The organism is Undibacterium sp. SXout20W (genome assembly GCF_049340285.1).
Classification (GTDB): Bacteria; Pseudomonadota; Gammaproteobacteria; order Burkholderiales; family Burkholderiaceae_D; genus Undibacterium.
The window spans coordinates 1-13,434 of sequence record NZ_JBMPPH010000042.1; the positions used below are offsets into that span (position 1 = coordinate 1).

Consider the following 13,434-nt stretch of genomic DNA (forward strand, 5'->3'; position numbering starts at 1 on the left):
CTTGGGTAAGATGTGTGTATGTCATTTCGGGCAACTTTGACTTGGAGGTCTGGAAGGCCGGATGCTACTGCATCTTCCCACCTTTAACCATTTATCTTCAGTTGCACTTCATAGTTGAACTCGCGATCTTAAATGTGATGAGTTATTCCAGATATCGATACTAATTCCTTGGATCGGGCGCATGAAGACTCGGTGGGTCGACTACGCTCTGTGTCGTTCTAAACATCGAGGGTTAGTACCGTGATGCACTCACTTTTTTTCACATTGAATGCCGTTTAGTGGGAATAACGGGAATAGTGCAAAAATGGGTCATCAATGCTGATTACGCCTTGCAGTCATCACGAGGTCAGGTCCAAGCCTAGCTTACTGGACAGAACGAAGGTGAAGAGTCCCAGAGCCAAAAGCAAGAGCGTAAAGACGACGACCACCTTGCCGCTCGTGCGCAGTACCGCGCGTTTCTCCGTTTCTTGATCATAATGCCATTTGATGGCGAAGAACATACCAATGCCAAGCACCAGGAGCTTGAATGTAACTAAAACTATAGGGACCCAATCCATCATTTTTGTATTTCCAGGCTAATTATTGACACGAAAAATCGCGGGAAAACTGCTTAACAATCCAGTTTCTGCCTCATCATTTTTTTCAAAACATAGTCTCTTGCACCCTGCATGAATCGTTCATGGTTTCGCACCATAAAACCAGAATAGCAGTCTGCATCGTGATTTACGGGGTACAAATGAGCGAGGAGGAACTATCAACACCACCATGCAAAAGTGATGTTGCTGCAAGTAGTAATGCATACTACTGCAAAGCGATTTCTATTGATCGAGACAAAATGTCTCAGCTATGATTTATACAATATAAGAATTGGCTGATCTGACAAGCCATGATGAAAGCGTAATGAATAGCATGTCAATATTCCCAGCAATGTAGACTTTAGTACGCGCTGGCATGAAATTTTTCTCAGCGATGACTATCCGGAAGTGCACTTTACAATTTTTGCAAATTCAACATTCTCGGCGTTTAATTAACTCTATAAAACGACATAGAGAAGTTTCAAAAAAGCCAGTAGGCCTGAATCAACTTCTTATGAACCCCTGACGCACGACCTAACCAAATGGTCTGATGCCAATCAACACCTGATGTAAATGCATCGCAAAAACACCCCAGGCCACTAGTCCGACCAACACTGTAACGGCGGTCATTATCAGCGAGATCGGCGGCGGCGCGGCAGGGCTTACTCGCCTTTGGCGGCAAGATTTAAAATCAAGAATAGCCCAAACTAAAAAGCTCCCAAATAAGACGATGCCAGCAAGAGAACCGTTAGAGAGCAAATGAGCAAACGCCCACGTCTTCACACCAAGAATCATGGGGTCTTTTAATTTAATTTTGATACCGTTTCGTGGAACGTAAGCGGCAATAAACAAAACAAACGCAACAAGATTAATCATTCCGGTGAGGTGCCATGTCCATAATGGCGGCGTCCATATCATGGGTGTTGATACTCTGGCTTGACCGAAGCCGACAATAATGAGTACAAACCCGACCAACGAAAGCAGAGAATAAATCCCTTTCCACTTACCTGCCCCAAGTCGTTCAATTTGACGCGTCCGCCAAGAATCAGCAAAAATTCTGACCGAATGTATGCCTAAAAAAACAATGAGCCCCAGAATAAGAATTGCCATTAAATTGCCCCTTTTTCATCGCCGTTCGCGTAGACATCCGCGCATTGAGTCATCCTACCTGAATTTAAAACTTCACGGTACGACGATGTTAAGGCGGCCTTAAAGATATACCTTTAGATGTACCTTTAGATGTAACTTTAGATGTAACTTTATAGGTAACTTTACTCATACCACGAAGCCAAACAACTGCGTTGGTACCGTAGCCAATACTTGTTGACGATCTTTCAGATCCGGTAGCCACTGATTCAATAAGCGACGCTGGCCGCGTACACAGCCGTGGACTCAAACAAAGTGTGTGGCCAATCACTTCCTCATACCAATTGCTTTACACCATAATTTGAGCGCAATAATGGGAGTGCCTCAATGGCGATCTGCTGCCCACGGCCATCAGCACCATTGATCAAATTGAAATACGCTAGGTGCAGCGAAATTTTTCTAAAGTCACGCTCGTGCAAACGAATGCACATCAGAGAAAATTAGCTTTATCACTCTTTTCACGGATTGCACCGGCCCAGCGCCGAATCGGTTTTCACACTGACGATCAGCCAGAATCCGTTTGCGCAATTAGATATAAATTGCCTTAATCGTTATCTGAAAATTGTCTTTTCTTTGCTTCGTGTTAGGGTGACGTTCCAAGACGCCATCGCCCAGATATTGCAGTTGTTTGAGCAGCGCTGGATCTTTTGAATCATCGGCGATCGCGGGCGTGATTGGTCCCAATTTTTGTTCGACCTTGACCATTTTTTCGACGATCATTTTTTGATCTGGATATTTAGCCTTCATGAAACGAATCGCACAACTATCCGCTTGCAATTCTTGCTGCTCAGAATAATTGACCACCATGTTTTTCAATGCCGACGCGTAGCTTAATGCGGCACCAGCATTCACGTGAGAGCTATCGGAAAGAAGTTTCCTGAAGTTGTCGATAGAGTCGAGACCATCAGCCAATCTTGCCTGATAAGCACGCGTTTGGTGTCTCTGTAAAACATGCGAGACTTCATGCGCAATAATAAAATACGGATACTCCGGAGGCGTGCCTTTTTTGAATAAATCTCTATCAATTAAAATAATGCCGCCCGGCAAAGCAGTCGCATTGCCATAACTACTTTTGACGACGATGATTTTAAAATCATAAGGATTATCTTCAGGTACATTTTTGAGAATTTCCGCCAATACCTCCCTGGCTTGCGCGTAGGTCTTCTTTATGTCTTTATTTTTATTTTCGTCCAACACCTCAGCCTCTGGTACTTTACTTTCGCCAAGCTGCTTTTCCAGATCCATGGGCATCCAATTCAGGTTTCTGGCTGCTAATTTGACGATGTCTTTTACAGCCAGTGGTTGCTGACCATTTTTCGACAATCCATCCACGAAGCCTTTCACTTTCAGTTTCGCGGCCAGTATGCCGAGGGACGTAAGATTGTCTGTAATACCGAATGGCTGTATGGGTTGCTTGCATACTGGGTCAAGCACGACATTGGACACGCTAGACCAAGTATCGATGTCGATAATACTGAAGCCGCCGGAAGCGCTGGCCGACGCGGAAGTTGAATCCGCTTTTTCGGCTCTTTCGTTTTTATCGCTTCCGTCTTTAGTTTTTGAAGACGAGCCACCGGAAAAAAAATTACCAATCGATTTAAACAACGAAGGCGAGTCTGATTGTGGCTTGGAATCCGAACTTTCTGCCTGCTTCGCCGGTTCGATCTTTGCCTGATCTTCTCCACTATTTGCGCTTGACAGCAGCATCAATGCAAATAAACCTGCACCGATGTGCACCAAGTGCTTAGCGGGGAACGATACGGTTTCCCGATTTTTTGCTTGAGATTTGAAGCGCGTCATAAGAATTCACCAGAAAAAATAAAACAAAGAACTAGGGATTTTTAGTAGTGCGCAAGACATCTAAAATGCTGTCGCGATTGAAGTAGCAATCTGCTTCATCAAAAATCGCTGCCTGATAGAGAAGTTTGACGTCAGCAGGAAGTTCTTGCGGATCCAACTCCGCTAACTTGGTCTTCAATGTTTGTAAATCATCGGCATCGGGAATTTCAAAGTTTCCGCGATACGTTCCCTTCCTGGTCACCAAAACCCAGTTGTAACTGGTACCCGGCTTTATATTTTCTATCCACAAGGGTTGTCCGGCGACATAGGATGGCAGCTTCACAAGCTGATTTGTGTCATCCACTTTGACGGTCAAACTTACTAAGCCTTCCTGACTCGCTGCACGCAAGTCAAAGCCAATTTTATCGTTCATAATGAACACTTTTCCCGTCGGCGTGCCTACTGGCGGCGGTGCTTCAAAGCGTTTTCCTCCGGTCGCCTTGGTATCAAGTAACGCCAGCCAAACGGTCTTTAAGGACTTCGCAGATAAACCTTTTACGGTCTTACAAACATTGGTTTTTGAAAGCTCTTTCGATAGGCTTTCCGTTCTCGCTGAATTCGATTTTTGTGGCGGCATTTGACAATCTTCAGCAAAGGCATGTCCTACACAAGTGGTCATCACCAACAAGGTCGCTGCAATATTCGTTTTCATACTTTTAGACATCCATCAGAAAAATTTATTCATCACTAAAAAGACATCAAACTCATCGCCCATACGATCGTTCCCCAGAAAATAACTGAACGTGCCCAGCTAAAGAAATAGCCTATCTTTACAGTTCCCGTATAGTATTTTTTATACTGCTGTTCAGGCGATGCCTCTGGAATAATTTTGATCGGGAGTAAATTTTTCAAGGCATGCACAACACGTATCCGATAGTTCGTTTGATGTTCTTTGTGGGGCGAATTTTTAAGTGTATGAATGACTTCAAACATCTTCGTAGCGAAACCAACCACAACACAAGCGTAGAGTCCCTTGATCACAAATTCAAAGGTATAACCTGCGACTGTAGAAAACTGAATCCAGTTGTTGTAAACCGCGAAAATCAAGAGACAGGATAAGACTCCGCATAATGTCGCAATCACCATAAACCTATGCTTTAACTTACCTTTCTCTCTACGCGCCTGGTGCTCGACGACATCTTTTTCCTGATCTTTACTTACTTCAGTTTTCTTCGCTTCAAGCTCTTCATTTTCTTCGATGAGTTTTTGGATTTGTTCGATCGGGGCAGAAACGAAACCATCAAACAGGATCGATATCGAAATCAGGAGCGGCGCCAGGATGATATTTTTCTCGACGAAAAGATACACCGACGCACAGATAAAATAGACGACCAATAACAAATATACGACGATAAAAGAAACGATAACTACCGTACCCAGAGCCGTTCGCAAGTGCCCTTTACTCAACTGACGGATATGCATATCGAATCGTGTTGCTACCACATAGCCCGACCAGAATTGCCCCACGACCCAGGCAAAACAAAAGGCGATTCCCATATCGTTGAATAAACCCTGCAAAGGTAAAAAACTTTTGATCGGGTGTTCAAGGCTGACTAGCCTGGCACCGTGAATAATAACGCCCGCTAATTTTCCTAATGGCGTGAGGTAGGTGTCATCGCGGCCCCAGTCTCCACCAAAGAACACTGGATTCTGCTCCCAACCGGACGCCTCATTAAAATCCTGACCGCCAAGATCAATCACCGCCAATTGATTTTGAACCGCCGAAAAATTAATTGGTGATGTCTCAAAAGCTGGTTCCTGTTTTTTCTCATCATCAGCTTTCAACCACGGATTTTCATCAGCACTTTTTGCTTCCTCAGCGAGCTTGCAGGCGTAGGAATTAAAGCCTTCATGCAATTGCTCCGCAAAACGGGATTGTAGAATTTCTTCTTCACCAATGAATTGCTCATTGACCATGCCTAGCGATTTATCTAAGCCTCCATCGCCAAAATGAACTCCCTTCGCACAGCGCTCCAGCATCCATGCATGCTTGGGAATCTTTAAATTTCCCTTAACCCCATCAGGCGTTAAGATCAAGATTCGCTTCGCTTCTTGATCGAGTAATTCGTCCAAGGATGCCTGACACGCTTTATCTTCGCTATTCGGTTTCGACAGTGGTGACAGATCAAAATCAATCGCGAGTCGTTGCGTTCCTTTTGCAAGAATCGCAGCAATATCTTGCCGCATCACACATCGATCTAATGGTCTTTTCTCACTATATTGATCGAAGAACCGTTGTTCACTGATCGTCACAACAATCGGCGTATGACTGTTAATACTGACATCCTGAGGCGTATCTTGTACTGCCATACCAGCAACCAACAACCAGGAAAATTTGGTAAAAATTTTCAGGGCACCGAAATGCTCAAAAATACCCGCCAGCGCAGCACTGAAAAGAACGGACTTCCATTGTTCTGACACAAACTCAAAAACACGCGTACAAAAATGGATGAAGAATGAAAATATCTTGTTGAGGTTCGTTTTTATTTTCATATATCAATAATTAATACTTCGAGCGAAAAAGTGAGTTCAGTTCTTCTGTCTTTGATTGTGAAAAATGTCGAATGCGCAGAAATTGATGCCAAAACAGGATACGAGACCTCATTCCGCATTTCTGCTTAGTCATTAAAATTACATAATACTTAAGATAGTTACAGATTCTTACATTAATATTAGAGGCAGCGCAGAAAATAGAAAAAAAAAGTAAATGTTGTTGTTTTTTCTAAATATTGCTTTGTCGTTTTTATTTCTGGTTTTCGGTTCAGTTATGGATTCAGTTTTTGAAATGAGGACTTATCGACCGGATAAGTGATATCAAAAAGAATTTTTTGGATTTCTGGTCACAGAGATGACTCAGTACATCGGAGCGTAGCGACGGTGTAGCACGTCAGTCTGTAGGCCCATAGAGTCCGTTCCTATAGAGCGCACGTGTGCCAATAGGACGCTCCCTCCCTTGCCGACCTATGGCAGCGGCAATAACAGTTTAAGGAAGGCTGGGAAAGTTGCCCTAGAAAAATACTAATACCAGATTTGAAGATATACGACAGCGTCGGAACAACAAATTAACCTTAAATTTGATATGAGCACGCCAACTACGCACACTCATATCCTGACTCATATCCTGACTCATTGATCTAAAAATCAATCCCAACGTACATAAGTAATTAATTTATGGACGACAACTGTAATGGCCGCCGCTTTTTGCGAATAAGTGATTAAAACTCATCCCATTCTTCATTATAAGCATTGGCGACGCGCTTTGATGCTTGTGATGCTTGTGATGCTTGTGATGCTTGTGATGCTTGTGATGCTTGTGATGCTTGTGATGCTTGTGATGATTGTGAAGCTGCTGCCGGCTTATACGAATTGTTCTTAACGAGACTTCTTGATGTAAGTGCCGTGGTAAGCCTGACAGGTCTATTTGAAGCGGTTGAACTGGCGCTTTTAGCTTGATAACCATGTTCAGCACTCAGCGTAAAAGTATTGACCAATTTTGCCAGACTAACGGCTTGCTGTTGTAGCGATGTCGCCGCCGCTTCGGCCTCCTCAACCAGTGCTGCGTTTTGTTGTGTGACCTGATCCATCTGAATCACAGCTTCGTTAATTTGGTGTATTCCTGCTTGTTGTTCCTGACTAGCAAGATTAATTTCTGACATGATGTCATTCACGTGCTTGATGCTATCAGTAATATCAACGATCGTATTGCCAGCCTGTGTTACGAGAGAAGTTCCCATTTCTACTTTCTCGACTGAAACCCCAATCAATTGCTTAATTTCTTTGGCCGCCTCGGTACAACGTTGCGCCAGGATACGCACTTCGCTCGCGACTACCGCAAATCCTCGTCCTTGTTCGCCTGCTCTTGCGGCTTCAACCGCTGCATTCAGTGCGAGGATATTGGTTTGAAACGCGATACCATCAATGACACCGATAATATTGACGATCTTGGCCGAGGACTCGTTAATTGCCTCCATGGTAGTAACAACCTGTGACACAACGTCCGCACCGCGCACGGCAACTTCAGATGCCGTTTTTGCTAATTCGTTAGCTTGTCGGACGCTTTCGGCATTTTGATTCACGGTTGACGTTAACTCTTCCATCGACGATGCAGTTTCTTCTAAAGAGCTAGCCTGATGTTCAGTGCGTGATGACAGATCCTGATTACCCGCAGCAATTTGCTGGGAAGCAGTACTAATCGTATCCGTACCCGAGCGTACCTGCGTGACAATCGATGCCAAGTTAGAACGCATTTCATTCAAGGCATAAAGCAACTGGCTGACTTCGTCTTTCCCACTAACTGAAATATCAAGGCTCAAATCGCCACCCGCAATGGTGTCGGCGATACTCACAGCCTGATCAATTGGAACCGTAATAGAACGTCGGATAGCGAATGCCAGGCCTGCACCAACAAGCGTAGCCAAACCACTTGCACCGATCAACAAGCGAATTGAAAACAAATATTCGTCATGAACCACGTCAATTTGCATTTGATTTTGCTTTTCTTGCAAATCAACCATCGCATAAAGATCCGCAAATAAGCTGTCTTGTAGCGGCTGAACTTGATTCATTAATAATAGCGTTGCTTCTTCTGCTTTTCCGTCATTAACCAGCGACACGACGTGGTTTAAACGGCGCAATGTTTCAGGCGCGTGCGTTTGAATATCAGCATAGATTTTCTTGGCTTGCTCACTCTTTACTAAGACGCCCAATTTTTCTACATTTGCACTAAATTCTTTCGTACCACGATCGATACGTTCCAGCATCGATGCAAGCTTTTCTTTGTCCTTGTAAAGAATATAGTTACGTACCGATCGTGCCACAAGATTTAAATCCAGCAGCATCTTATTACTCAGAGCGATCTTCGTATTGTTCTCATACACTACAACGTCCATACTGGTTTTGGTCGCCGAAAGTGACGACCAACCAATAGAAGTAATGGCGATTAATAGCAACAAAATACTGCCAAATGCCACATTAAGTCTGGTACCTATTTTGAAGTTATTCATACGCCCTCAATCATTAAATTTTGATCATTAAATTTTGATCATTAAAAAATACTTATCATCGATTTTTATACATCCAAGATGTTTTACAGTGTGACGTCCAATGCATAAAACAGGCTAGAAAGCGCATACTAATACCACTTTGCGAAGATACTTTTAATCTATGTCAAACGTTTCCAATTTCTTCAAAACGAAAAAATAGCCAGGATTTAATCCAGGCACTGTTAATATTAAAAAACGTTTCCAATTTGGGTCGATGAAAAATTTTCATCTGAATGAAAACATATAAAGAGACACATTTAAATTCGTCAAAAAAAATAACCCCAATACTCTGGGGGAAAGTATTGGGGTGAAGGGCGCTTCTAACAATGATCAAATTGACGAGTTGATATTCAACGACTTTTACTAGCGAACCAGATTATTCTACTGCGAGCTCAAATGGCGTTGCGGGCAAGCCTCGACTATTTTTTAAATTGGCACCAATCGGATTATCAGCCCACGCATAACGAACATACTTGGGTTGCGTGATCTGTGTGCTCCATACATACAACTTCTCTCGAACAATTTTTCCTTCAGCCCAAACAAATTTTTTATCCGCACCGGCAATAGCAAGCTGGTGAATGACACCATCGAGCGGAACTTGTAAGCGACTACCTTCGAGATTAAAACTAAGAATCAACTTACTCCCACGTCGCTCTAAGTGTCGTGGTGTCGGACCTGATACTGGTAAATTCGAGTCTCGATAAGCAAGCTTCATCGCTTGTAACGCCAATCGTTCACCAACGGCTTGCTTGTTAAGAGGGTGAATATCATTCCATTCCCCTATATCGATCGCGACCGCCATCCCCGTATTATTGACACGCAAGCTTTGTCGCTGTGCTTCGCGAAGCTGCGCCCAATTGCTCTCCGCCGGAAGCGTATTGGCTGCCTGGTAATTAGCCAATTGCACAAATATGAACGGGAAATCCCCTTGTTTAAAATCTTGACGCCAGTTACGTATTAAATCAGGAAATAAAGAGCGATACTCATCGCTGCGATCAGTATTGGATTCTCCTTGATACCAAATAACACCCTTCATTCCTAATTCTAAACAAGGCGCCAATTTGGCGTTATACAGTCCATAGGGTAGCCACGGAAACATGGTGGTCTTTGGCGGCTCGTTGGTGGCAGCACTGATTTTATATTCCCAATCACCGTCAAGAGAAATACTCTGCGTCCCTAACTGAAGCGCATATTTTTTATCTTTAATAAAGCCAGCGTTACCCGACGACGAAATCACGTTGACAACCAATGTATTTGTGCCCGCTTTTAACAATCCTACAGGAATTGAGTAGTTGCGCGAGATATACAAATTAGATGTATTGCCGACTTCAGTGCCATTGATATACGTGTGATCAGCATCAACAATGGCCCCTAAGGACAAGCTAGCGCTATTTTTGATCTGATTTTCGGATAAATAAATCTGCTTGCGGAACCAGACTGCACCATAGTCAAAATGAATGTCTTGCTCATGCATATTTCCAGGTACGGTGAATTTCTGCCAATCATTCTCATCCACAGCGCCATATGCCCAGCCTTTTGCCAGCCCTACATCGTCACGTGCTAAGGTCGAAAACCACTTATCGGTTGCAGCGTTTTGTTTGTTAATTGCATCTTTCAGAACCACATCGTCTTTGTAGGGTCCGGTACGCGCAAGATAGTGCGGATATTTGGCTAATGCTTCTTCGCTCATCCAGGCCTCTGCCGGTGAGCCACCAACGGCGAGCATAATGATACCGATAGGAATATGATATTTATCGTACAATTGTTGAGCAAAGAAAAAGCCTGCGGCGGAAAAATTAGCAAGATTTTGGGGCTCTGCCGTTTTCCATTGCCCCTGCTGAAAATCAGACAGCGGACCTTTGAATTCATACACCCAAGGAACATTAAATTCGCGTATTTGAGGATAATGTGTCGTTGTCAATAAAGCTGGGTATTGACTCTTAACATCACCCATCTTTAATTCCATATTCGACTGCCCTGCCGCAATCCATACATCACCGATTAAAACGTCACACACCTTGAGTTTATTGTGTCCCGCAACTTGTATGCAGTATGGACCACCAGCTGGGAGCGCATTAAAGCTAACTTGCCACCGTCCATCGTGGGTTTGTGTGCGCAACTTCTGTTTGCCTAACTCAACGTCAACAACCTCACCCTCATCGGCCCATCCCCAAATTTTTATTGGCTTATCTCGCTGCAATATCAGACCATCACTGACCAATCGTGGCAAACGCACATCGGCATGCGCAAGACCGCTGATCAGGCAAGAAAAAAGCAAAGTAAAAACACTTTGTAACAGGAATTTATGCGGTTTCAATTTTCGGTTCCAAATTTCTATTGACGTCACTGATGCAGTATCGATCAAACATCCGCCATTAAAGCGGACATGCCCAAAAATGCCGGATAGGGTTCCGTAATAACAAATGTCGGGACATCGACAAGATAATCGGAAAGCCGTCCCTTTTTTTCGAAACGCTGTCTAAATCCCGACTCATAAAAAAACTGTCCCATTCGCGGAACGATTCCACCACCAATATAAACACCGCCCTGTGCGCCGAGAGTAATCGCTAAATCACTGGCAATCGTCCCAAGCATTTCGCAAAAAATAGAGAGAGTCTCATTACAAATCTGGCATTCCATTTCAAGGCCACGGCGCATGATCTCAGGGATATTTATGTCCGCAACCACTAAGCCTTTCACAGCAGCCAAGGCGGTATAGATTAACTTGAGCCCGGCGCCAGACAAAAAGCGTTCACTGGATACATGTCCAAATTGATCAAAAACAAATTTGAGGATTTCGATCTCTAATTGACTGTTTGGCGCGAAGCTCGCGTGCCCGCCTTCACTCTCCAGCGCATGCCAACCACGCCCTGTCGGAATCAGCCCGGACACACCTAAACCAGTACCAGCACCGACTAAACCAATTGGTGCATGATTCTTCACGTTGCCTTGCCCAACTTGTTTTTTTTGCGAGTTCGATAATGAAGGCAACGCCATCGCTAATGCCTTAAAATCATTCACTACCATCAAGGTATTTAAATCAAATTCATTTTGTACTGACTTAATTGAAAATTCCCAATGGTGATTGGTCATTTTTACGATATCACCATTGATAGGGTTAGCGATGGCAATCCCGGCCTTGCGTATTTTTACGCTACCTAAACTAAGAACATGTGGGCTGGTGATGTAGGATTCGATGGCATTCGAAATTGTTGGAAATTCAGCACAATTTAAGACGGTAATGGCCTCAATTTTTCCTGCAGATGTTTGCAAAGCAAAGCGCGCATTAGTCCCGCCAATATCAGCAATTAAGGAAGGGGAATTCGTCATTTTCTTCAATTAGGAGTCAAATAAAAAAAGGCAATTATCGTCGTTGGTTTATCCTTGCTAAAACGTGCAAAAAACCACTGTTTTGCACGTTTGAAGCTAGGTTTATTGTGTCTGCTAACGCATCCCAACCCATCAAAATCTACTCTGCTTTGGTATACATTCCCGCATATTTGAGACCAAAAAATGCAATGTAGGCGTAGCAAATAGCAGGAACAATGAATGAAAGATGCAAACCAAATTTATCAGCGAGTACACCCTGAATAAAAGGTACTAATGCACCTCCGACGATTGCCATACATAGCAAGCCAGAACCTTGTCCAGTAAATTCTCCCAGTTTGTTGAGAGACATACTAAAGATGGTTGGGAACATGATGGAATTACACAATCCTACTGCGATGATCGCCCACATCGCAAATTGATGTTGACCGAACACAGCACACATAACTAAAGCCATGGCTGCCAGCGCATTGAATGCCAGAGTTTTACCAGGACTAACGAATCGCATCACCGCAAAGCCAATAAAGCGCCCCACCATGGCGCCACCCCAATACAGACCTACATAAGTGGAGGCATCGGCGGTCGCTAAACCGGCAACATCCTTTTCACCCAAGAAATTAATCATAAAACTGCCGATACTCACTTCACCCCCGACATAGACAAAGATGCCAATAACACCTAGTACCAAATGACGGTATTCGAAAATTGACTTCTGTCCTTTGAGTACTTTGATATCTTCATTAGCCTCTGCAATTTTTGGCAATTTAATCACACTAAAAATAATCGCCAGAAAAACCAGTGTAGCCGCCAACATCAGGTAAGGCGTTTGCACAGAAGCAGCTTCTTTCGCATGTTGCGCCAGTTGCTCAGCACCAGACAACTTAGCTAAATCTGCCTGACTCATACTGACGACAGACAAAATTAATATACCACCGAGGAAAGGCGCAACCGTCGTGCCTAATGAATTGAAAGCTTGGGTCAACGTCAAGCGACTAGATGCTGTTGCGCTGTCACCAAGAACAGTGACATACGGATTTGCTGCCACTTGCAAAATCGTTATGCCTGTCGCAAGGATAAAGAAAGCAAATAGAAATAGCTCATAGGAACCTTGTGCTGCTGGATAGAACATAGCACACCCACTTGCGGCAATAAGTAAGCCAGTCACAATCCCATTCTGATAGCCGATTTTCTTAATCATGCTGCCCGCTGGAATCGAAACAATGAAATAGGCACCGAAAAAACAAAACTGCACCAACATCGCTTGCACGTAATTTAAATCGTAAATTGCCTTCAAATGCGGAATTAACACGTCATTGAGTGACGTTAAGAGACCCCACATAAAGAACAAAAACGTAATGATGATCAAGGCACCACGCGTACTCATTTTTTCTGCATTAACATGGGCACTTGTTTGCTCCATGTCTGATTGATGTTTGATTGGTTTTTCTTGCATATCGTCTCCTGATTATTTTTTGACTTTATTAGACCGGCATTTACTTACCTAT

General features: G+C 43.6%; 9 protein-coding genes. All 9 read right to left on the reverse strand.

Annotation, left to right across the window (positions count from 1 at the left end; all coding sequences use genetic code 11):
• Positions 1-338: 338 nt before the first annotated feature.
• Positions 339-560: a hypothetical protein gene (locus tag ACO0K1_RS16580; RefSeq protein ID WP_423027717.1), complete on the reverse strand. Its 222-nt coding sequence runs from the start codon at positions 558-560 to the stop codon at positions 339-341.
• A gap of 549 nt (positions 561-1,109) precedes the next feature.
• Positions 1,110-1,685: an NnrU family protein gene (locus tag ACO0K1_RS16585; protein ID WP_423027719.1), complete on the reverse strand. Its 576-nt coding sequence runs from the start codon at positions 1,683-1,685 to the stop codon at positions 1,110-1,112.
• A 564-nt stretch (positions 1,686-2,249) separates the two neighbouring features.
• Positions 2,250-3,521, reverse strand: a complete 1,272-nt coding sequence (locus ACO0K1_RS16590) for a M48 family metalloprotease (RefSeq protein ID WP_423027721.1) — start codon at positions 3,519-3,521, stop codon at positions 2,250-2,252.
• A 31-nt stretch (positions 3,522-3,552) separates the two neighbouring features.
• The gene (locus ACO0K1_RS16595; RefSeq protein WP_423027723.1) at positions 3,553-4,212 is read right to left on the reverse strand and encodes a hypothetical protein; all 660 of its coding nucleotides are present in this window, start codon (positions 4,210-4,212) and stop codon (positions 3,553-3,555) included.
• Positions 4,213-4,247: 35 nt separating this feature from the next.
• Positions 4,248-5,981, reverse strand: a complete 1,734-nt coding sequence (locus ACO0K1_RS16600) for a hypothetical protein (RefSeq protein ID WP_423027724.1) — start codon at positions 5,979-5,981, stop codon at positions 4,248-4,250.
• A gap of 794 nt (positions 5,982-6,775) precedes the next feature.
• The gene (locus tag ACO0K1_RS16605) at positions 6,776-8,563 is read right to left on the reverse strand and encodes a methyl-accepting chemotaxis protein (RefSeq protein WP_423027725.1); all 1,788 of its coding nucleotides are present in this window, start codon (positions 8,561-8,563) and stop codon (positions 6,776-6,778) included.
• Positions 8,564-8,978: 415 nt separating this feature from the next.
• The gene (locus ACO0K1_RS16610; RefSeq protein ID WP_423027727.1) at positions 8,979-10,919 is read right to left on the reverse strand and encodes a sialate O-acetylesterase; all 1,941 of its coding nucleotides are present in this window, start codon (positions 10,917-10,919) and stop codon (positions 8,979-8,981) included.
• Positions 10,920-10,963: 44 nt separating this feature from the next.
• The gene (locus ACO0K1_RS16615) at positions 10,964-11,932 is read right to left on the reverse strand and encodes a glucokinase (RefSeq protein WP_423027728.1); all 969 of its coding nucleotides are present in this window, start codon (positions 11,930-11,932) and stop codon (positions 10,964-10,966) included.
• A 139-nt stretch (positions 11,933-12,071) separates the two neighbouring features.
• Positions 12,072-13,349, reverse strand: a complete 1,278-nt coding sequence (gene fucP, locus ACO0K1_RS16620) for an L-fucose:H+ symporter permease (RefSeq protein ID WP_423027759.1) — start codon at positions 13,347-13,349, stop codon at positions 12,072-12,074.
• Positions 13,350-13,434: the final 85 nt, after the last annotated feature.

Excerpts from the sequence above, each read along its gene's own strand:
- ACO0K1_RS16585 (WP_423027719.1), bottom strand. The coding sequence starts at position 1,685 with ATGGCAATTCTTATTCTGGGGCTCATTGTTTTTTTAGGCATACATTCG.
- ACO0K1_RS16615 (WP_423027728.1), bottom strand. The coding sequence starts at position 11,932 with ATGACGAATTCCCCTTCCTTAATTGCTGATATTGGCGGGACTAATGCG.
- fucP (WP_423027759.1), bottom strand. The coding sequence starts at position 13,349 with ATGGAGCAAACAAGTGCCCATGTTAATGCAGAAAAAATGAGTACGCGT.
- ACO0K1_RS16590 (WP_423027721.1), bottom strand. The coding sequence starts at position 3,521 with ATGACGCGCTTCAAATCTCAAGCAAAAAATCGGGAAACCGTATCGTTC.
- ACO0K1_RS16595 (WP_423027723.1), bottom strand. The coding sequence starts at position 4,212 with ATGAAAACGAATATTGCAGCGACCTTGTTGGTGATGACCACTTGTGTA.
- ACO0K1_RS16580 (WP_423027717.1), bottom strand. The coding sequence starts at position 560 with ATGATGGATTGGGTCCCTATAGTTTTAGTTACATTCAAGCTCCTGGTG.
- ACO0K1_RS16605 (WP_423027725.1), bottom strand. The coding sequence starts at position 8,563 with ATGAATAACTTCAAAATAGGTACCAGACTTAATGTGGCATTTGGCAGT.